The following is a 22,077-nucleotide window of genomic DNA, read 5'->3' on the forward strand; positions in this document are numbered from 1 at the left end:
ATATTTAAGTTTGACAAAAATATTAAACTGTGATACTATATTACCTATAAATTTTTAAGAAAGAAGGTAATTTTATGAACAAAAAGAAAATTAACACTATTGTTGGTTCAATTGGAGCATTTATTGGAGTTTTTGTGTTTATAACCTATATTCCTCAAATTATCGCTAATTTAGGAGGAGAAAAAGCTCAGCCTTGGCAACCGCTCACAGCTTCAATTTCTTGTCTAATTTGGGTTATTTATGGATGGACTAAAGAACCTAAAAAAGATTTCATCCTTATTGTTCCAAATTTAGCTGGTGTAATATTAGGATTTTTAACTTTTATTACAGCTTTATAAATTTTTATTTATAAAAAATGAAATTTACTATTAAATATTTTTATTATACTTTTATATTAAAAGCAAAAAGAGGTTTTATGCCTCTTTTTTTATTTTATCAGAAATTTTTATTTATTTTTTCTATTATATAATTAAAAAATACATTATTTTGAAAAGTTTTTCTAGTATAAGTTGAAAAATTTTTTAATTTGGTATATAATTTCTTGTATATGTTAATATAGGTGGTGATAGAATGATAAAAAGAGAGCAATATTTAAAAGAAATTAGAAAATTTATGGATAAGCCGATAATAAAAGTTATTACTGGTATGCGTAGAAGCGGGAAATCTATGATTTTAAAATTAATATCTAAAGAACTTGAAGAAAAGAGAATTAATAAAGAAAATATTATTTTTATTAATTTTGAGTCTTTAATGTTCGCTGAATTTACAAATTTTCAAAAATTATATAGCTATATTATTGAAAAATCAAAAAATTTAGCTGGTAAAATTTATATTTTACTCGATGAGATTCAAGAAGTTGCTTCTTGGGAAAAAGTGATAAATTCATTGCTACTCGACTTAGATTGTGATATTTATATCACTGGTTCAAATGCTAATTTATTGTCTTCGGAGTTGTCTACCTACATTGCAGGAAGATATGTTGAAATAAAGGTTTTTCCTTTATCTTTTAAAGAATTTATAGATTTTTCCAAAATTCAAAATCCAGAAAAAATTTACAGCAATGAAGAATATTTTGAAAAATATTTGCAATTTGGAGGTTTACCTGCCATCCACAATTTTAATCAAGATAAGAATTCAATTTATCAATATTTGACTGATATATATAATTCTGTCTTGCTAAAAGATGTTGTTGCAAGAAATAATATAAGGGATATTGAACTTTTAGAACGAATAATTTTATACATTTTCGACAATATTGGAAATATTTTTTCTGCCAAAAAAATTTCAGATTTTTTGAAAAACCAAGGTAGAAAATTAAGTGTTGAAACCGTTTACAATTATTTAAAAGCACTTGAGAATGCATATATAATTTCAAAAGTTCAAAGATACGACATAAAAGGAAAATCCATTTTAGAAACACAAGAAAAATTTTATCTTCTTGACTTAGGTTTAAAACATTCTCAATTAGGATACAAAGCAAATGACATCGCTGGTCATCTTGAAAACATCATCTATTTAGAACTGTTAAGAAGAAAATACAATGTAAATATCGGAAAATTAAAAACAAAAGAAATTGATTTCATCGCACAAAAAGAAGATAAAAAATTATATATTCAAGTAACTTATCTTTTAGCCTCAGAAAATACCATTGACCGAGAATTTTCTCCATTAAAAAACATTGAAGACAACTATCCAAAATATGTTCTTTCTATGGATAATTTAGATGAATATAATATAAATGGAATTCAGCGAAAACGGATTATTGATTTTTTATTGGATTCATGATTTTGGAATTATAGTAAAAATTTTTATCTTACAATATTTTATTTTACTGACTTTTATAATATAATAATTTTATCCAAAAATTTTCATAATAAATAGATAAAAATAAAAGAGAACCAACAAAATCAGTTCTCTTTTTTCTATAACAAACAAATCCATAGTTTTAACCCACGATTCTCAAAACTCTACAATTTCTCACAAATAAAAACGAAATATCTTCAATCAATATTTCTGATTTAGAAACAAAAATTCCACTTCCCTTATCTATTTCCCGCAAAATCAATCTATCATTCTCAAATTTTTCAATTATCCCAAATTTCTCAAAATATGATTTTTCATACTCAAAATGTACTAATATTTTATTTTCAAAACATTTTTTCAAGATTTCCTTTATTTCCATATTTGAAATATCAGGCAAAATTTCTTCTAAAGATACATTCTCTGTTTCTATACGATAAACTTTTTCTGTAATTTCCCAAATGTCTGATGTTTTTATTATTATAAACTTGCAATCTGCCCAGAACAAATCATTTTCATAAATTAACGTGTAATTTTCATCTTGAAAAATAACACTTCCTTGAATATCATTTCTCGCTATTACAATTTTATTTTTCTGAATTTTATCATCTTTAACGATAATATCTTTAACAACATTTTTCCCTATCTCTATACTTTTCATTTCACTTTTTCTTATAAATTCTTCTGATTCCCTATCACCTTCATCACACCATTGAAAGTGTAAAATTTCTTTTGATTCTTTTACTAAATATCCTTCTCTCTGATAGTCATCTTCATAAAATAATCTTAATTTAATTTTATTCTTTTTGAAATATTTAAACAATTCCTTAAAAAATTTATTTTTTTCAAGTTCAATAATTTTTCTGTCACTAGATTTTCTTTCTTCTATTTTTTCCTTCATTAATTCCAAATATTCTGTATTTTTCCCAAATTTTTTCAAATCATCTATCTTTATAAATCTAAATCCACCATTTTTCCCATACGGACTGATTGATGTAAAAATAGCAAATTCACCATTAATTCCTACAAAATTCCCAGCATCAAATCTCCCTTTAGACAAACGCCAATATTCCAACAACTCATCTTTCCCAATTTTTTCTAAAAATTTTTTCATAAAATTTCCTCCCTTAAAAATCATCTTCCCATAACATTAAGTTTCAATTCCCCCAATAATTTTTTATCACAAAAAACAGTCGAAATCCAAAGTTTTTCATAAATAAATTCTTTTCTCCCAGCAAAATTATTTTTCTCCAAAGTAATATCCAAAAAATTCAAAAATCTTTTTTCAATTCCCAAAGCAAAAGCGTAAATATACATTTGCTGAAAATTTTCGATTAATTCATCTTCACTTGAAAAAGTAGGAACTTCTAATTTTTCAAAATTTAAAATGTATTTTTTGAATGATTCAATTTCATTCATAGCCAAAAGTCCATTTTCAGTATATCGCACGATTAACTTTTTGTAAATAAAAAATAAAATTACGAACGTAAGTGGAATTAAAATATAGAATCTTAGTCCAAATATGAACGAAATATTTGGTAACATAAAACTATACAACGAAAATAAGAATACCAATGCAATAAGGATTTTTAGTATTTTTGAGGTATATTTAGAAAGTATTAGTAAAAATAATATTCTTAGCCAAAAAATTTCCAAGAAAAAAACAATTATTACAATTAAAACTAAAAGTCCAAAATTTCCTTCTCCACTTCCAAATTTTACATCTTTACTTGTCATTATAATTGAAGCTAAAATAACTCCAAAATAAAAAATATAAAATCCTGAATTTTTCTTGTAAATTATAAATTCTTCCAATTTTTCAGGCGACCAAAATGAACCCAAAAACTTTTTCTTCGTCCTTTTATAAATTTCAAACATTTTTTGAAAAAAAGAATCTAAAGGTTTTTGATTCGACGAACTTCTCGAATAATTGCCGCTTGAACTACTCGATGAAGAACCCTTTAAAATTACATTTATCAAAAAAGCTACTAAAAAAGTTATTAACACTTGCAAGACTTCTCTAAAAATCTCTTTTCTTCTATCAATATTTTTTTCATCCATTTTTGGCAATTTCTCTCTATTCCCAAAACTTTGATAATCACTTAAAATCCCATTTTCAGAATCCGACAAGCTATCTAAAACCCATCGCTCTTCCGCAAAAAGCTCATCTTGTCTGTAATAATTACTTTTAGATTTTTCCAAATTTTTCTTATACAAAATATCCGATTGAAAATCCATATTTTCAAAAAGCTTTTCTTTTTTCGCAATTATAAAATTTTTCTCAACCAAAGAAAATATTCCAATATGAAAATTTTTCTCCGTCCTCGAATTATTCAAAATCCCCACTCCCATTGCAGAAATGCTTTTCGGAACTTTCAATTTTGGAATGACATCTTTTTTGAAAAAATTTTTACCCCAAAATTTTACTGTCCAAAAGCAGTAAATTAGTAAGATTGTTATTGCAATTATATAAATAATCGTTATTTCTTTCATAAAACTCTCCAGTAATAACCGTAAAATTATCAAATAATACTTATTATATCATATTTTAAAACGATTGAATAAAAATTTTATAAACAATGACGAAATAAAATATTTAGTGATAAATAAAAACTTCTATTTTAAGTTTTTTATTCAACCCGTGAAATTACTAAAACAATTTCTTATTTTTTAAGCAGTCTCTTTGGTCGTCAAACAGCTTAAGTTACTCATAAAAATAAATTTATAACGGACTTGAAATTGAGAGAAAATTGGAATATAATGTAAAAAAACATATAGAAAGTTGAGGAGAGTGTAAAATGAAAAAATTGGTATTTGCAATAATAATTTTAATGTTTGCAAGTAGTTGCGGATTAATTCAAAGAGTAAACATGCGAAGAGCTATAAAAAATAGTGGCGGTTCTTGTGAATATGTACAAGGTGTCGGTGAAATTTGCTCAGTTCCTGTAACACAATAAATATTATTTCTAATGCTAACAATAAAATTGTTAAAATCATATCTATGATACAAAATAGGAAAATAGAAAGTATTGAGAGTGTCTAAAGTTTTGCATAAATTATATATCGAATAATATAGAGATTTTTTACTTTAATTACATAAAAAAAACTTACACTCTCAAAATTTTTTTAAAATTTTATAGAAATATTTGTTCTAAAATAAAAATGTACTAATCCAAACTGTTTTTATCAATAAAAATAATTAGTTCGAATTAGTACATAATCATAATTATAAGTTTTATATTTTATTTCACTTTTTTCATTGTTATTGTATCGCCTGTTTCTGTCGAAAGAATTATAGTGTTAGCATCAACTAATCTTGTGTATTTCACATCTTTTAATATATTTATGAATTTATCTTCTATTTCCATTACATCGTTCGGACCTAACATTGCTGTAAGCATTAATTCAGAAACGATACGAATGTTATTATTTTTTATCTCATAATTTCCAGAATATGAATTTACTCCAGAGTTTCCACTAATTCTTCCTCCATCAAAATTTACTGTAATTCCTTTACCTTTTAAATTTACTCTTTTCCCAGAAATATTTGTAACTTTCCATTGAGACGATGAAATTGTTTTTTCAATATTACCTTTTGATGAATTGTTGGAATTATTATTAGTTATATTTTTAAAAGTTAGAGTTTCACCTCTATCAGTTTCCAAAACTAAAGTATTTTTAGTGTATCTAACTTTTTCCACATTTTGTAAAATTTTCATAAATTTACTTTCCAACTTCATCATTTTTCTAGAACCTGCCATTTCAGTTATACCTGCATCAGACATAAGAATACCACCATTCTGACTTAAAGCATAAGTTCCAAAAAAATTATTCACTCCCGAAGTTCCGTTAAAACCATCTTCTGTAAAATTAATTTTAATTTTACTTACTCCATCAGTTATTGCAGGTTTAAATCTTCTTTCTTTAATACTAGTCAACTGCCATGAAGTTCCTCTCAAATAATCTGTATCTGTACTTACTATATTTTGTTCCGAGTTACTCTGAGCTTTTTGTGTTACTGCCGAAGAAGTTGTATAATTAAATGCAAAAACCACGGCCAAAATCAACAAAATTTTTCTTTTCATAATAAAAACCTTCTTTCTAAAATTTTTAAAATAAAAATATCTTTGATTAATTTCACTCATTATGAACTATCCGCAAGCAAAGTTATAGGCTCCAACTTCATTGAAAATTTCTAAAAAAATTGAAACAGATTTCACTTTTTAGGTATTTATAAATCCTATGACTAATCGCCGCTTTCATTCAATACAAGGGTACCACATTAAATACAAAATGTCAATATTGAATTAAATTTTTATACTTAGAAAATAAGTATCATAAAAAATATAGTTTTTGATTTTTTAATTATTTATTCCCACCTAAAAATTTTCCTATCATTCCAGTTAGATCGTCTACTACATTTCCATCCTTATTCGTATCCAAAAGATTTGTAATCATATTCATAATTCCTCCATCTCCTGAAAAACTTGCAGAAAGATTTGAAGTTAAGTTACTAATTCCTTGTGCATCCAGATTATTTTCTTTTTTTTGCTGTCCCAACGCACCTAGTACAAGTGGTGCCAAAGTTTCTAGTATTTTTAGACTCCCTTTTGTATCCAGACCACTTGATTGTGAGATGGCATTTGCCACGTTTTGTGTATTATTTCCAAATAAATGATTTAAAATTCCTGCTCCATCTTTTAAATCAGGATTTTGTAAATATCCTTCCACATTGTTTAAAACAGAGCCATCATGTTGTGTAAGTGCATTATTCAAATTTTTTGCTCCTTCAGGTGTGCTTGAAGTTTTGTTTAAAGCGGAAAGTAGTGCAGGAACTGCTGCGAGTATTCCATTTTTTGTAGAGTCAGCTGTTCCACCTATTTGTTTTGATAAATTTTCTAAATTTTGATTTTGCAATAATCCTAATAATGCTTCTAAATTCATAATTTCTCCTAATTAATTTTATTTCTTGTTATTTTCTTCTGCAAAAATTTTTATTTTCCCATTGATATCAATATCTTGCAACTCCATTGATGCATTTTGTGTATCGTTTTCTTTTGCAAAAAACACAAATTCTCCTGTTGTGCTATTTATTTGTAATCCGTAAGTTATTCCATTTGAATATGTAAGTGTACTTGAAAGCTCGTTATCTTTTAATTTGGACAAAATTTCAGCATAAATTGCTCTTGCTTCAGAGTCTTTTAATTTACTGTCGGACACCTGTATCAAATTTGCCACTAAATTTTCAATTACTCCCAAATTTGCCCTATCCACCTTGTTTACTTTTAAGAATATTCCTGTTGCGTTTATTCCACTATAATCAAGCGCATAAATTGAATCTTCTTTAGAATTTATTTTAGAGTAATAATAATTTCTATTTTCAAAAATTAATTTTTCAAATTTGTTAATGCTTATTCTATTTTTTTCAGATTTTTCAGAAAATATTTTAAGTACCGCTTCAATTGAATTATTTGAAAAAATATTTTCCCTTTTTGCAATATTTTCTATATTTTTTCTTTCTTTATTTTTTTTAGCATTGACATTTTCCGTATTTTTTCCACAAGCAACCAAAAACACACTTGATAAAATAATGACTTCAAAAATCTTTTTCATTTTCAACTCCAAAATCTTGATTAATTTACAAATTTTTTTACATCTCTAATCAAATAAATTATTTTTAAAAATTGTTTTTATACGCTTATTATACAACAAAAAAAAATTTTTTTCTATATTTTTTTGATTATTATTTTATTTAATATTACTTTTATTCTCTCTTTTTCTCTGGTATTAAAATTTAAACTATTAACAAAACTGTCTGAGTAAAAGTAAATTTTTGGTGGTATATAAAATACCAAAGATTAATTGAGAGGATAGTATTACAATAATAATATTTCTACTAAAAAAACTGAAAAATTTTACTTAAAAAAAATAGAAAAATATCAAATAAATTCAGTGAAATAAAAAAATCAATATTGACTATAAAAATAACAAGTGTTATAATAAATTAATTTAAATTTTTGATACTTAGGAGGTCTTATGAAAAAAAATATTTTTAAAATTTTAACTTTGGCTATTGCACTATTTTTTATGGTAAGCTGTTCTAAAAAAAGCGACACTATAAAAATCGTCTTTTTACCAAATGAAGCAAATGAGTCATTAAAAAAATCACGAGATGAATTTGCAAATATTATTCAAAAAGCAACAGGAAAAAAAGTGGAAATTATAACTACTACGGATTATAATATCACAGTTGAAAATATCGTATCTGGACAAGCACAAATTACTTATCTCGGTGCTGAAGCCTATTTAAAAGCAAGAGAGCGCTCAAAAGATATTGAAGCTGTTCTTACAAATGCTGGGGAAAGCGGAACTCTAAAAGATTCCCTATATTACAGCTTTATCGCCGTTCGTAGTGAAGATGCCGCTAAATATAAAACTGGAAACATCTTTGACTTAAAAAAATTAAAAGGAAAAACAATTGGATTTGTTACAAACAGTTCAACTTCAGGGTTTAAAATTCCTGGAAAAGTCATAGCTGATGAATTTGGAATAAAAAATACAGATGAATTAATTGAGCCAAATAAAGTATTCTCAAAAGTTGTCTTTGGTGCTTCACATCCTGGAACGCAAGTTTTACTATTTAAAGGAGATGTTGATGTGGCAACATTTGCCATTCCAAAATCATTTACAACTTATGAATTGACTTCTGGTACTGACTTTAGAGCTGGTGCAACTTACACAGTTAAAAAGGGAGCTGTTGCGCCATTCGGACAATACGCTGGAAAAAGTTTCACTGTAATTCGTTCAATTCCTGTTTACAACGGGCCTATTGTATTTAACACAAAAACTTTGTCAAAAGAAGATCAAGAAAAAATCAAAAAAGCTTTGATGTCTAAAGAAGTTACTAATAATCCATATATTTTTAGCCCAAAAGAAACAACAAAAACTTCTAAAATAAGAGGATTATTTTTAAGAGAAAATCCAAATATTGGATTCATTGAAACAAATACCGCTTGGTACGAAAGCATGAAAGGTATCAAATAAAATGAGATTAGATAAATTTTTAAAAGTTACAAGAATTATAAAAAGAAGAACTGTAGCAAAAGAATTGGCCGACAATGGCAATATCACTGTAAATGGTGAAGTAAAAAAATCTTCTTATGAAGTGAAAAAAAATGATATTTTTGAAATAAAATATTTTAACAAAAATATAAAAGTAAAAGTTTTGGATTTGCCACCAGAAAGCTTGAAAAAAGAGCTTATAGAAAATTATATACAAATTATTCAATAATTTCAAATAGCCGAAATAAACTCGGCTATTTTTTATAAAAAATTTTCTTTCCTTCAGTAAATATTAAAAACCCACCTATCAAACCTAATATACTTCCAATTATGGTATTTTCAAAACGACTGAAAATAAACAAAAAATGATTATTTAATGTAAGACTTCCAGCTTCTGACAGTAAAATTGTAAGTGGTGTTATAAAAATTACAGCTATTCCATAATTTCTCGGCACTAAATATTCCACAATAAACTGCAAAACAACTATTGAAACACATATATAAAATATATTATTTTGGGAAACGATAAGTATTAAATAACAAAATCCAACTCCCAAAATTGTTCCACACATTCTTTGAATACTTCGTTTAAACACATGAATTTTAGATGTCCCTTGCATGATTGCAATACAAGCTACACAAATCCAATAAGGATTTTTGATTTTTAACAAAAATCCTATTGCAAGAGAGAGACTCATAAAAATTCCAACTATAAGACTTTCAATTTTTTTATTTTTTTCATCTTCCAAATTAATTTTCTTTTCAAGTTTTACTAAATTTAATTTTTTATTTTTTATTTTGTTTTGAAAAAACAAGCTATAAACAAAAGCTATGACACAAGTAGAAAGTGTTCCAAATGTTAAATAACCGACATTTTCCGCTATTTTTGAAATTGGTAAGTGCGGAAGGGAACTTGCAGTTGCACAAACCATAATAAAGAAAAAACTTCTAGGTGGCTTTAACTCAAAATGTAAAACTACATAATGTATGATAAAAGAAGCAAATCCCAAAATAAAAACGATTATAATTTTATTAAAACTAAAGATAAGTCCTGCCGAATATGAAAATATAAATCCAAATGAACACCCCAAAAGAACAGACATTTTTTCTTTTAAGCTCCCAAAAAGTGGAAAATAAACAACTATAATTCCCGCTAACGCTGAAATCATCGCATTTCTAAAATTATTTGTAAAATATCCAGTAAATATCGGAATTGCCATACATAAGCTACAAAGTATTGGTAAATCCATTGTTGCATCGATTCTTCTTATTTTAAAAAAATCTTTAATGTAATTTTTCATAATACCTCCTTTATTTTAAAATTTTTTATCAAAAAAGAATTTAACAAAGAAAAAAAGAAAAATCGACTAGAATTAGCCGATTTAACTTTTGTTACAACTTGACCTTTAAAAAACTTTAAAAGCAATTAATTATTTAGAAATTTTACTTGCAAAATATCCTAAAGTTCTGATTAATTGAGAAGTATAAGACATTTCATTGTCATACCAAGATACTGTTTTAACTAATTGAGTATCTCCATTTTGAACAATTTTAGTTTGAGTTGCATCAAATAATGATCCAAAGTGAATTCCAACGATGTCAGAAGATACTAATGGTTCTTCAGTATATCCGAATGATTCAGTTGATGCTGCTTTCATTGCTGCATTTACTTCATCAACAGTTACTTTTTTGTTTAAGATAGATACTAATTCAGTTAATGAACCAGTTGGAACAGGTACTCTTTGAGCAGCTCCATCTAATTTTCCGTTTAATTCAGGTACTACTAATCCAATTGCTTTTGCAGCTCCTGTTGAGTTAGGTACGATATTTACTGCAGCAGCTCTTGCTCTTCTTAAATCACCTTTTCTGTGTGGTGCATCTAATGTATTTTGGTCTCCTGTGTAAGCGTGGATAGTTGTCATTGTTCCAGTTACAATTCCAAATTTATCATTTAATGCTTTAGCCATTGGTGCTAAACAGTTAGTTGTACAAGAAGCTCCTGAAATAACTGTTTCTGAACCATCCAAGATTTCGTGGTTTACGTTGTAAACTACAGTTTTAACATCGTTTCCACCAGGTGCAGTAATAACTACTTTTTTAGCTCCTGCTTTTACGTGTTTTTCAGCTTTTTCTTTAGTTGCAAAGAAACCTGTTGCTTCTAATACTACGTCTACTCCTAATTTACCCCAAGGTAATTTTTCAGGATCAGCTTCTGCGAAAACTTTAATTTCATTTCCGTTTACTACGAAAGCTCCTTCTTTAACTTCAATAGTTCCGTTGAATCTTCCTTGAGATGAATCGTATTTGAATAAATGAGCTAACATTTTAGAATCTGTTAAGTCATTAATTGCTACAACTTCAAATTTATCTGTTTGTTCAGACATTAATCTTAATGCTAATCTCCCAATTCTTCCAAATCCATTAATTGCTACTTTAACTGCCATTTTAATAATACCTCCTAAAAATTTTATATATTAAAATTTAATATATTTATTACACTTTGAGTATAACATACTTTTAATAAATTTTCAATATCAAAAAGTGAATTTTACTCTTGAAAAAATGGTGGCAATACAAAATCAGACATATTGTCTTCATCCGAATCTTCTTCATCATATTCTTCTTTGTTATCTTCTTTATTTTCTGCAAAAACATTTGGTTTTTCCAAATCTTCATCTATTGATTCTGAATTTATCTCAACTTTTTTTTCTTCAGGTGCAAATCTTACAGTTTTTGAAACATTGTCACTTTCTCCAAGATTTGGCAAAACGTTATCCTGAAAATCTGTGGCTACAATTGATACACTTATTGTTCCTTCCAGTTCTTCTTCCAAAATATATCCCCAAATTAAGTTAGGTTCACTTCCAGCTTTAGCTGTAACTGTATTTGCAACTTCGTTTATTTCATTTAATGAAACATCTGGTCCAGCTGTAATATTTATCAATATCTTTCTTGCACCTTCTATTGATTTTTCCAACAATGGACTATTTAATGCCTGAGTTGTAGCGCTCTTCGCTTTTTCGTCTCCATTTGCTTCCCCGAAACCAAGCATAGCGATACCAGAATTCTGCATAATTGATCTAATATCCGCAAAATCAAGATTTATTACTCCTTGTTTCATAATTAAATCAGAAATTCCTTTTATTCCTATTTTTAATATACTGTTTGCCTCTTTAAAAGCGTTTAACAAAGTGATATTCATTCCTGGAATTTCAAATAATTTATCATTTGGGATGGCAATTAATGTATCCACATTTTCTTTTAAATTTTTAATCCCAGCTAGAGCGTTATTTTTTTTGATAGGCCCTTCAAAACTAAAAGGTTTTGTTACAATTGCAACAGTTAAGATTCCCATTGACTTCGCTACTTCCGCTATAATTGGTGAAGCTCCTGTCCCTGTTCCACCACCCATTCCTGCTGTGATGAATAACATATCTGTACCTTCTAGCACTTCTTTTATTTTATCTTCAGAATCTCTTGCGGCACTTCTCCCTTTTTCAGGATCTGCACCCGCACCTGTTCCTCTTCCTAAAAGAACTTTTGATGTCGCTTTTGATCTATCTAAATCTTGCTGATCTGTATTTATAGCTACAAACTCTACAGTTGTTATGTTACTTTCAATCATATCATTTATTGCGTTACCACCAGCTCCGCCTACTCCTACTACTTTTAATTTCACTGTACTATTAAAATTTTCCATTATTTATTTGCTACTTAAAAATCTTATTTTAATTTTAAAAATAGCATCTCCTTTCTCTAAACTCTTTTAAGATTATTTTTTATAGATGTCTTTAAATCTCAAATCTATATAAGTCAATGGTCCTTCTTTCCTTATTATTTGGTCATACGCTTTATACGTATCATCGTATTTTTTTTCAGTTACATCAGTATCTGTTCTAAATATCACACCATTTACGAGTAATATTTCGTAACTTTTAGGAGTTTTTCTTATTTCTGAAATCATTGAATAAAAATCTTTATTTTTTATTTTGGAAATTATAATTTTAATTCCTTCCAAGCTTGCTTCATCTGTGTATTCGATAATCGGCATACTCTTTGGTGAATCTTCTAATTTATCTCCATAAATATTTAACTCATCATCTGCCAGAAATAAATTTTCTCCTTTTCTTACATACGCATAAGGTTGTCTTTCCTCAATGTTAAATAATATTTTGCTCGGAAACTGTTTTGTAATTGAAACTTTTTTTACTCTCGCATCATTTCTTAAAAAATTTTCAATTTCTTTGGTATTTAAATAAACAATATTTTTTCCTTTCATTTTTTCAACTTGTTCTGTCACATCCCGCTGTAAAAGTTTTGTGTTTCCATTTACTACAACTTCTTGGACTTTAAAATAATCGGAATCAATAAATCTCTTGCAAAAAAATATAATTCCTAACAGCAAAAATAATATAAACAATATTTTAATTATATTTTTCATCTTAATTTAACTCCACTTTTTTAATATTATTATACACTGTTTTTGGATTTTATTCAATTATTTTTAAAAAAAATTTAAATAATTTAATTTTATTTTAAAATAATAATTTCTGTGTCCAACTGTATGTCAAATTTTTCTAAAACTACTTTTTTTACGTGTTCAATTACTGAAATTACGTCATTAAAAGTAGCATTTCCCACATTGGTGATAAAGTTTGGATGCTTTTCAGAAATTCTGGCACCTCCCACTTGATATCCCTTTAATCCAGCATCCGATATAAGTCTTGCCGCAAATTTTCCTTTTGGATTTTTAAATGTGCTTCCTAAATTTGGCAAATCAAGTGGATGTTTTAATTTTCTTTGCTCCCTTTTATCCTCTGAGACAGCCTTATCAAATCCAAATTTAAATTTAAATAGCGCTGAAATGACAATCCATTTATTTTCTTTTATTTCAGTTGTTCTGTATTTAAAATGTAAATCTTTTGTCTTTATTCTTTCTATTTTTCCATCATGTTTACATACTTCCACTTCCTCTATGCAATCAAAAATTTCAGTTCCATAAGCTCCGCCGTTCATATTGACAAGTCCTCCGACAGAACCAGGAATTCCTGTAATATTTTCAAGTCCAGTGTAGTTATTTTCTTCCATAAATTTGATTAAATCATCCAAATCCAAGCCAGATTCCACTCTCACTAAATCAAAATCTTTATTTTTTTCCTCCACAGAAATTTTTTGTAATTTTTTTAATGAAATAAAACTTATATCAAGATTTCCATCATATATTAAAGTATTTGTTCCGTTTCCTAAAATGAAAAATTTTTTTCTCGTATCTATGATTTCTTTTAATTCATTTTTTTCTTCCACAAAAATCAATTCCTTGGCTATTCCTCCAACTTTCATATTGGAATATTCACTCATTTGTGCGTTTTTTATAACTTCCATAAAACTTCCTTTCGCTTTTTCTCAACAATATTTTATAATTTTTCTAAATCTTTTGCTATCTCATGAGCTAGTTTTGAAACGCTTCCCGCACCCATAAATACGTAAGTGTTACCGCTGTCTTTTTCACTTTTCAAAAGATTTTCAATCTCTTCTTTTGTCTGAACTCTCACATTTCCGCCAATTTTTTTGGCCAACATTTCTGAACTTACACCATAGATATTGTCTTCACTTGCCGCATAAATTGGAAGTAGTATCAAGTCGTCAGCATGTTTTAGAGCTTCTACAAAATCATCAAAGAAAAATTTTGTCCGGCTGTATCTGTGTGGCTCAAAAATTACTATAACTTTTCCTTTTTCTGTCTTATGCGCCGCTTTTATCGTAACTCTCACTTCTGTTGGATGATGCGCATAATCATCTATTATTCTAATACCATTGTCATAAATAACTTGATATCTTCTGTTTGCACCTTTAAATTTTTGAATTCTTTCTTTTACTTTTTTCATATTGCAGCCAAATTCATGTGCAAAATAAATCACAGGAAGTGAATTTGAAACATTATGTTCTCCTGGAATGCTCAAATTAAATGTTCCAAGATTTTCTCCTTTTTTCACAACTTCAAAACTGGTTATTCCATCTTTTACTCTTATATTTTCGGCATAGATGTCAGCAGTTTTATCTTTTATGCTGTACCAGACGATGTTTTTATTTTTAAGTTTCAAATTTAGCTTTTCAACCGTATCTTTACATAAAATTGCAATTCTTTCGGTGCTGTCAATAAATTTTTCAAACGATTTTTTTATATTTTCAAATGTTCCGTGATGGTCCAGATGGTCTGGTTCCACATTTGTAACAACCGAATATTTTGGTTTTATGTACAAAAATGAGTTGTCACTTTCATCGGCTTCCGCTATAAAATATTCCGAATTCCCAATTTTACTGTTGCTTTGAATTTCTGGAATAAATCCTCCAACTACGATAAATGGCTCTTTTTCTAGTAGTGCCACGCTTAACATTGAGCTTGTAGTTGTCTTTCCATGAGTTCCTGCAACAGCAATTCCGTCGAAACGGTTCATTATTTCAGCTAACAATTCCCCTCTTTTTACTTTTTTTATGTTGTTTTCAACGACATATTTATATTCGGGATTTGTTTCTCTTATCGCTGTTGAATAGACAAATAAATCAATTCCTTTATCTTTTACATTTTCTTCAACTTGTCCAATGTAAACTTTTATTCCCAAGTCTTCCATATCTTTAGTTACAGGTTTTCTAACCAAATCTGAACCCGCTACGTTAAATCCGTCGGCTGCAAGTATTTTTGCAAGTCCGCTCATTCCCACTCCGTTTATTCCACTAAAATATATATTGTTTACTTTCGTTAACATTTTATTTCCTCCGTTTTTTATAGTCCCATTTCTTTTATTATTAGTTCTGACGCATTTCCTTTTTTCAAATTTTTTATATTTCCACTCATAAATTCCAAAGTTGTCTTTTGTTTTACAAGTGATAACGCTTCATCAATGGCATCTTCCGCAGTTTCGTTCGTAAATATTTTGGCTGCATTTTCAAATTCCAAGACATCCGCATTTTCTTTTTGTCCAACAAAATCATAAGGTATCAAGATTGACGGTTTTTCTAACTCAATCAATTCTGAAATTGTCGAAGCACCAGCACGGCAAACGACTAAATCACATGCTGCCATTAACTGTGGTACATTTTCAAAATAAGGTTTTACAATAGCTTTTCCAAAATCTCTCATTCTATAAGTCGCTTCTTCAAAATTATCTTTTCCAGTTGCCCAAAATAATTTCAACTTGGTGTCAGCCAGTATCTTTTTCCATTTTTTGGAAACTGCCTCATTTATATTTTTTGCTCCAAGACTTCCACCAATAATAAGTATTCCATGCTCATCATCCTCTATTCCCAGTTTTTTTCTCTCTTCTTTTTTATTTTTTGTATAAAACTCGTCTCTAAGTGGATTTCCAGTTACAACAAATTTAGATTTTTGATTTTCTTTTACACTATCTATCGTATTTTTAAATGCAACAAACACTTTTTTGGCACCTTTGTAAAACCATCTGTTAGCTTGTCCCATCGTATGATTTTGCTCCTGCAGGTAATATGGAATCTTTAAAACATTTGCAGCTACCAGAACTGGAATTGTGATGTAATTTCCAAATCCAATTATTTTTTGTGGTTTTTCTTTTTTTAATAACTTTATTGTACTAAAAATCGCTTTTAACATCTTAAATCCAGATTTTACTGAATTTAATGGCAACACATCAAGTCCAATAAATCTAAAATTTTCACGGGGAATTATTTCTTTTTCCATTCGGTGTTTTGTCCCTATGAATAAAATATCTATATTTTTTTCTCTCATTTTTTTTGCAATAGCAAGAGCAGGATAAATATGACCGCCTGTCCCGCCAGTAGTAAACACCACTTTTTCCATCTTTTTTCCTTTCGTCTTCAAAAAATTTTTACATCATATATTCCACTTCATTAATTTCATCCAATTCATCGCCCATCTCCTGCTTGTACAATGCCCTTATAACGTTGTAAACTATTCCTAGTGCAAACATACTGACAAATACGGAACTTCCACCATAACTCATAAGTGGCAATGGAATTCCCGTTGATGGCACTACATCACTTACAACGGCAATATTTCCCAATATCTGAGTTGCAAACATCACAAAAATTCCCATAAGCAGATATTTTGCGAACATATCTTTAATTTTACAGGCTACGATTAAAATTATAGCGAGTAGACATACATAAATTAATATTAAAATTAGCGCTCCTATAAACCCATTTTCTTCTGCAAATCCAGAAAATATATAATCCGTATGAATTTCAGGCAAGAATTTATATTTTTGAAGCCCATTTCCATAACCTCTTCCAGTCAAATTTCCACTTCCTATAGCTATTAGTGACTGATGCGCCTGAAAAACCAATTCTCCTGATTCATGACTCTTGATTCTGTTTACCCTGTATGAAGCCAACTTTAATAAAAATTGCCCCAAAATTATCAAAAATGAAAATATTATCGTGAAAACTGACAAATTAATACCTGAAATAAATAACATTAAAATCCCGATAATTGCTACTTGAGCCATACTCGTATACGATTTTTCCATAAGTATAAGGAGTGAGTAAACTCCTGTCGTTCCTAAAATTATAGCTGCCGAAGTCCAAGGTTTTGTAGCTATCATATTTTTATTTTTTAATCGGTCGATTAACACGGCAACAGTTATGATTATTATAAGTTTGGCAAATTCTGATGGCTGTATTTTAAATCCAAATACATTTATCCAACGAACTGCTCCTTTTGTCTTGCCTCCCAAAATTAACACCATAAAAAGTCCCACTATTCCGATTATGTAAAGTGCTGCAAAAAATTTAAATTCTTTGTATCTTTTATAATTCATAAGCGCCGTAAAACTAAAACAAATTAAGCCCAAAAATATCCAAAGTGCCTGCTTTGACAAATAATAGTAACTTGATTTCCCTTTCGGAACAACTGGAAAACTAAGGCTTGCCATTGTAAGAAGCCCCGTTACCAAAAGAAGTAAAATAACTATTATAAATGCCGTTCCCAAAAATTTCTTATTTCTAAACAATTTTAATTTCTCCTATTTTTATTTTCCTAAAATTTTTACAGTTAATTCCTTAAAAACTTTTCCTCTGTGCTCAAAACTTTTGAATTGGCAAAAACTTGAAGTTGCTGGAGAAAAAAGTACAGTCTGATCTTTTTCAAAATCTAAATTTTCTTTTAAATCCAAAAGTACATTTTCAACAGTTTTCAAATTTTTGTAGTTTTTGTAATTGACTTTTTCCATATCGTCTATCAAAATTTGTGCATTATCCCCAATTAAATAAACAAAGTCCACCTTTTTACTAACTTCTTTTATAAGTGGCATATTATCAATTTTTTTATCATCTCCACCTAAAATCATCACAATTTTGTTATCAAAAGAATCTAACGCTTTTAAAGTAGACTCCACATTTGTTCCTTTTGAATCGTTTATAAAAGTTGTATTTCCTTTTACAAAAAAATTTTCAAGTCTGTGTTCAAGTGGTGCTGTCAATTTCAAAAACTCTGAAATTTTTTCATTTGAGACATTCAAAATTTTGGCAGCTAAAATCAAAAACAGCATATTTTCCAGATTGTGCTTTCCTTTTAGCGACATTTCAGTAGTTCCCATCAAAATTTCTGAATTTTTTTTAATATATTCGTCTGAAATATTATTTTCGTCAATTTTTTTACTCAAATCTTTCATAATATGAATATTATTTTTATAAACGAACGCAGTTCCTCTTGTCTCTTTGCTTAAATAAACTTTTTTTGCTTTTATTTTATCTTTTAAACTTTCCTTTTTTTCACAAAGCTCAAAAAATTCTGCATCATCCAAATTTATAATTGCAAAGTCATCATTTGTTTGCTTTGTAAAAATATTAAATTTTGTTGAATAATAGTCTTCCAATGTAGCGTATCTTGTCAGGTGGTCAGGAGTCAAATTTATGATTCCAGCGATATTCGAGTGGATTTGTGGATTATTTTCTAGTTGATAGCTGCTTAACTCTAAAACTACATAGTCTAGCTTTGTTTCATCTGCCACCAATTTTGCAAATGAAAAACCTGCGTTTCCAGCAAGTTTTGCTCTAAATCCCGCAAAATTTAAAAGTTCTGCCATTTTCGTGCAAGTTGTTGTCTTTCCATTTGTTCCTGTAAATGAAATAATTTTTATATTTTTGTTGACATATTTGTACGCAAGATCAATTTCTGAAATTATTTTTACATTTTTATCTTCTGAAACTTTTAATAGTTTGGCTTTCCAAGGTATTCCAGGACTTTTTACAACAAATTCTATCTTTTCTTCGTTTAAAATTTTTATTCCTTCTTCTGAAGTTAGCGCAACTTTATCATCCACTAAATATACTTTGTAACCTTTTTTTTCAAGTAATTCTTTTGCTCCGAGACCGCTTAGTCCCGCTCCAAAAACTATCGCTTTATTCATATGACTATTCCTCTCTTTATTATTACATATTTATTTAATTTTTGTAACTAGTTTTTTTAAAAAAATTAAATAAACATACAATTTTTTTATTTTTTTTGCAAAGGATGAAAATCATCCCTTGCTTTTGCTTTTCTTTACTCAATTTTATCTCATTTTTAGAATTAAAAATGTGATTAGACAGGTCATAATGGACACTATCCAAAATCTTATCGTAACTTTTGTTTCAGGAAGTCCCAGTAATTCAAAATGATGGTGAATTGGCGCCATTTTAAACACTCTTTTTCCAAAAGTCTTGTAGTGCCAAACTTGAATCATAACGGACACAGCTTCTACGATAAATATAAATCCTGCAATTGGAAGCAGTAATTCCTGTTTTAAGAAAATAACTACTATTCCTAGTATTCCACCAAGTGTAAGTGAACCGGTATCTCCCATAAACACTTGCGCCGGATAAAAATTAAACCACAAAAAACCAGTTAATGCTCCGACAACAGACGCAAGATAAATACAAATTTCTGCTGAATCTCTAACATAATACAAATTCAAATATTTGGCATACTCATAATGTCCTGTCAAATATGTAACTATAAATAATGTTATACTTACAACAATTATAGGCCCGCTCACTAATCCGTCAAGTCCATCTGTCAAATTCACCGCATTTGACGAACCAATTATAACAAATCCCATAAACACGAAAAATAAAATTGGTGTTATATACAAATATGAATTTTTAATTATAGGGTTTACTATTGAAAAATCAATTGTTTTATTAATCATTCCAAATTTATAGACAAACCAAAAAGTTATTGCAGTTATGATAAGTTGTCCCACAATTTTCTTTTTCCCTGAAAGTCCACTTTTGTGCCGTGTCAATTTCAAGTAATCGTCATAAAATCCAATTGTTGTAAACAGTATTGTTATAAAAAATAAAAATATTACAAACTTATTTTCATAATTTCCTGCAACTAATGTTGCAAAAAGTATAGCTGCTATTATTAAAATTCCACCCATTGTAGGAGTTCCAGATTTGTCAAAATGAGATTTAGGCCCTTCCTCCCTTGCCGTATCTCCATACTTCTTCTTTTTCAGCCAAGTAATAAATGGCTTTCCAAACACAATCATAAACAAAAATGCCACGGCAAACGCTACAGAAGATCTAACTATAATAGATTTAAAAATTCTAAGCGTACCAAAATTGTTTATAAATAACCTTTGTAATAAATATAACATTATCTTTTTAGAATTAAAAAATTCTGTCTCCTTTCTATTCTTCTATAATTTCTTCCAGTTTTATTCCTCTCGATGCCTTTAGTAAAACAACTTTATTCTCTTTTATTTCATTTATTTTTTCTTTTATTTCAGATTTTTTATTAAAATAAATAATTTCTTTATTGTTCAATTTTTCGTTTTCAATTTTTTCAAACAAACTTTTCATTCTTTTTCCAAACAAATAAAGTTTGTCAAATTTCACATTTTTTAAGACATAGTAAATATCTGCGTGATATTTTAACTCATTTTCTCCCAGTTCCAACATATCACCCAAAACTATAATTTTTTTTACGCTATCTTCATTATAAATTTTTGAAAATGTTTCAAGTGATTTTTCTATAGAACTTGGACTCGCATTATATGCATCATTAATATAGACAGTTTTCCCCTTTTCTATTATTTGAAATCTCATATCAGTCAAATTTATATTTTTTATTGCATCCTCAATTACTTTATCTTCAACTCCAAATTGTTTTGCAACCGCTATTGCCATTGTTAAATTTAATATGTTATGTTCCCCTAAAACATTTGTTACATAATTCCGTGTAACATTTTTTTTGCAGATTTGTCCAAAATATTTTAATGTAAATCTCGTATTATTTTTATCAAAATCAATATCTCCGTAATAAAAATTTTCCGAATTTTCCAAAAAGTCATTTTTTTCTAAATTTAATGCTTTTATGACTTTTATCTTTTCGGATTTTATACTTTTTAAATATTTGTCATCTCCGTTTACAATCAGTGCATCTTTTATATACGGTAAAATTTCCGTTTTAGCACGAAAAACATTTTCTTTTGTTTTTAAAAATTCAAGATGTGATTCTCCGATATTTGTTATGACGTTTATATCGGGATTTGCAATTTGTCCTAGTAAGTCAATTTCCCCAAAATCACTCATTCCCATTTCCAAAATAATAAATTTATCATCCGTTGCGCTCCGAAGTAAAGTAAACGGCAATCCAATATGGTTATTATAATTTCCCAATGTCTTTTTACCTTTAAATTTTTGCGATAAAATATGATAAATCATATCTTTAACTGTAGTTTTCCCATTGCTTCCTGTAATTCCTATCACTTTTATACTAAGACTTTCTCGCCATTTTTTTGCAAGTTTTTGTAAAAATTTGATACTATCGTCCACAAAAAAAGCCTTTTTTTCAAAGCCTTTTTTTATCTCTATATCAGAATTATCATAAATTACAAACGCACCTTTACTAAGTGCTTCGTTCACAAAATTATTTCCACCTCTAATTGCAATAAATAAATCTTTATTCTTTACTTTTTTTGAATTCATCTCGATGTTGTTGATATCTATTATTTCTCTTTCAAATTCTATGTTCTCTTCCTCTAGTAAGGCAACAAAAACATCCCTTTTTTTCATAATCTAATTCTCCATTTTTTTACTTATACATTTCCTTGTAGGATTATATCATTTGACAACCATTTTTTCAATATATTTTTGAAATTAATTTTTTTTTAATACTATTTCAAATCTTTTACAGCTTCACTCAAAGAATTGAAAATTCAAAACCTTTTTTATTTC

Annotated in this window: 21 protein-coding genes; 5 read left to right on the top strand and 16 right to left on the bottom strand. The window is 28.1% G+C overall.

Translation table 11 applies throughout. The annotated features are described in order from the left end of the window. The first annotated feature begins 74 nt into the window (after window positions 1-74). Both AXF11_RS05225 and AXF11_RS05230 read left to right on the top strand, forming a co-directional pair. Window positions 75-338, top strand: coding sequence for a SemiSWEET family transporter (locus tag AXF11_RS05225; protein ID WP_007070517.1), 264 nt, complete (start codon window positions 75-77; stop codon window positions 336-338). 232 nt (window positions 339-570) lie between these two features. After that, window positions 571-1,785: an ATP-binding protein gene (locus AXF11_RS05230; protein ID WP_068155569.1), complete on the top strand. Its 1,215-nt coding sequence runs from the start codon at window positions 571-573 to the stop codon at window positions 1,783-1,785. A gap of 160 nt (window positions 1,786-1,945) precedes the next feature. On the opposite strand, the gene AXF11_RS05235 is transcribed toward AXF11_RS05230, so the two are convergent. After that, complete coding sequence (locus AXF11_RS05235) at window positions 1,946-2,914, bottom strand: transposase (RefSeq protein ID WP_068155571.1); 969 nt, start codon at window positions 2,912-2,914, stop codon at window positions 1,946-1,948. Window positions 2,915-2,934: 20 nt separating this feature from the next. Beyond that, window positions 2,935-4,293, bottom strand: coding sequence for a DUF2207 family protein (locus tag AXF11_RS05240; protein ID WP_068155572.1), 1,359 nt, complete (start codon window positions 4,291-4,293; stop codon window positions 2,935-2,937). A gap of 305 nt (window positions 4,294-4,598) precedes the next feature. On the opposite strand from AXF11_RS05240, the gene AXF11_RS05245 reads away from it, so the two are divergent. Next, a complete protein-coding gene (locus AXF11_RS05245) occupies window positions 4,599-4,757 on the top strand; it encodes an antifreeze protein (RefSeq protein ID WP_068155574.1) in 159 nt (52 codons plus the stop codon). Between the two features lie 285 nt (window positions 4,758-5,042). Here the strand turns inward: AXF11_RS05245 and AXF11_RS05250 are convergent, their stop codons facing one another. From AXF11_RS05250 to AXF11_RS05260, 3 genes are all read right to left on the bottom strand, one after another. After that, window positions 5,043-5,885, bottom strand: a complete 843-nt coding sequence (locus AXF11_RS05250; RefSeq protein ID WP_068155576.1) for an META domain-containing protein — start codon at window positions 5,883-5,885, stop codon at window positions 5,043-5,045. A gap of 280 nt (window positions 5,886-6,165) precedes the next feature. Further along, window positions 6,166-6,744 carry a DUF937 domain-containing protein gene (locus AXF11_RS05255; RefSeq protein WP_068155579.1) on the bottom strand — a complete coding sequence of 193 codons (579 nt, stop codon included), beginning with the start codon at window positions 6,742-6,744 and terminating at the stop codon, window positions 6,166-6,168. Between the two features lie 18 nt (window positions 6,745-6,762). Beyond that, window positions 6,763-7,413 carry a lipoprotein gene (locus AXF11_RS05260; protein WP_068155580.1) on the bottom strand — a complete coding sequence of 217 codons (651 nt, stop codon included), beginning with the start codon at window positions 7,411-7,413 and terminating at the stop codon, window positions 6,763-6,765. Between the two features lie 423 nt (window positions 7,414-7,836). Here AXF11_RS05260 and AXF11_RS05265 point away from each other — a divergent pair, with 423 nt between their 5' ends. Both AXF11_RS05265 and AXF11_RS05270 read left to right on the top strand, forming a co-directional pair. Beyond that, complete coding sequence (locus AXF11_RS05265; RefSeq protein ID WP_068155582.1) at window positions 7,837-8,844, top strand: phosphate/phosphite/phosphonate ABC transporter substrate-binding protein; 1,008 nt, start codon at window positions 7,837-7,839, stop codon at window positions 8,842-8,844. Window position 8,845: 1 nt separating this feature from the next. Beyond that, window positions 8,846-9,091 carry an RNA-binding S4 domain-containing protein gene (locus AXF11_RS05270; protein ID WP_068155585.1) on the top strand — a complete coding sequence of 82 codons (246 nt, stop codon included), beginning with the start codon at window positions 8,846-8,848 and terminating at the stop codon, window positions 9,089-9,091. A gap of 25 nt (window positions 9,092-9,116) precedes the next feature. Here AXF11_RS05270 and AXF11_RS05275 read toward each other — a convergent pair whose 3' ends face one another. The 11 genes from AXF11_RS05275 to AXF11_RS05325 form a co-directional block, all read right to left on the bottom strand. After that, window positions 9,117-10,163: an FUSC family protein gene (locus tag AXF11_RS05275; protein WP_068155587.1), complete on the bottom strand. Its 1,047-nt coding sequence runs from the start codon at window positions 10,161-10,163 to the stop codon at window positions 9,117-9,119. A gap of 129 nt (window positions 10,164-10,292) precedes the next feature. Then, window positions 10,293-11,306: a type I glyceraldehyde-3-phosphate dehydrogenase gene (gene gap / locus AXF11_RS05280; protein ID WP_068155589.1), complete on the bottom strand. Its 1,014-nt coding sequence runs from the start codon at window positions 11,304-11,306 to the stop codon at window positions 10,293-10,295. 104 nt (window positions 11,307-11,410) lie between these two features. Continuing rightward, window positions 11,411-12,562, bottom strand: a complete 1,152-nt coding sequence (ftsZ, locus tag AXF11_RS05285) for a cell division protein FtsZ (protein WP_068155591.1) — start codon at window positions 12,560-12,562, stop codon at window positions 11,411-11,413. Window positions 12,563-12,634: 72 nt separating this feature from the next. Then, window positions 12,635-13,303 carry a cell division protein FtsQ/DivIB gene (locus AXF11_RS05290; protein WP_068155592.1) on the bottom strand — a complete coding sequence of 223 codons (669 nt, stop codon included), beginning with the start codon at window positions 13,301-13,303 and terminating at the stop codon, window positions 12,635-12,637. A gap of 89 nt (window positions 13,304-13,392) precedes the next feature. Further along, window positions 13,393-14,244, bottom strand: a complete 852-nt coding sequence (gene murB, locus AXF11_RS05295; RefSeq protein ID WP_068155594.1) for a UDP-N-acetylmuramate dehydrogenase — start codon at window positions 14,242-14,244, stop codon at window positions 13,393-13,395. 32 nt (window positions 14,245-14,276) lie between these two features. Next, window positions 14,277-15,626, bottom strand: coding sequence for a UDP-N-acetylmuramate--L-alanine ligase (gene murC, locus AXF11_RS05300; protein ID WP_068155596.1), 1,350 nt, complete (start codon window positions 15,624-15,626; stop codon window positions 14,277-14,279). Between the two features lie 17 nt (window positions 15,627-15,643). Beyond that, entirely contained in the window at window positions 15,644-16,693 is a 1,050-nt protein-coding gene (murG, locus tag AXF11_RS05305; RefSeq protein WP_068155598.1) for an undecaprenyldiphospho-muramoylpentapeptide beta-N-acetylglucosaminyltransferase, read from the bottom strand. A gap of 28 nt (window positions 16,694-16,721) precedes the next feature. Beyond that, entirely contained in the window at window positions 16,722-17,864 is a 1,143-nt protein-coding gene (locus AXF11_RS05310; RefSeq protein WP_068155600.1) for an FtsW/RodA/SpoVE family cell cycle protein, read from the bottom strand. 18 nt (window positions 17,865-17,882) lie between these two features. Further along, entirely contained in the window at window positions 17,883-19,262 is a 1,380-nt protein-coding gene (gene murD, locus AXF11_RS05315) for a UDP-N-acetylmuramoyl-L-alanine--D-glutamate ligase (protein ID WP_068155602.1), read from the bottom strand. A 144-nt stretch (window positions 19,263-19,406) separates the two neighbouring features. Next, window positions 19,407-20,495, bottom strand: coding sequence for a phospho-N-acetylmuramoyl-pentapeptide-transferase (gene mraY / locus AXF11_RS05320; protein WP_068155604.1), 1,089 nt, complete (start codon window positions 20,493-20,495; stop codon window positions 19,407-19,409). Between the two features lie 34 nt (window positions 20,496-20,529). Further along, window positions 20,530-21,915: a UDP-N-acetylmuramoyl-tripeptide--D-alanyl-D-alanine ligase gene (locus AXF11_RS05325; RefSeq protein ID WP_068155606.1), complete on the bottom strand. Its 1,386-nt coding sequence runs from the start codon at window positions 21,913-21,915 to the stop codon at window positions 20,530-20,532. Window positions 21,916-22,077 lie beyond the last annotated feature (162 nt).

The organism is Leptotrichia sp. oral taxon 847 (assembly GCF_001553645.1).
Classification (GTDB): Bacteria; Fusobacteriota; Fusobacteriia; order Fusobacteriales; family Leptotrichiaceae; genus Leptotrichia.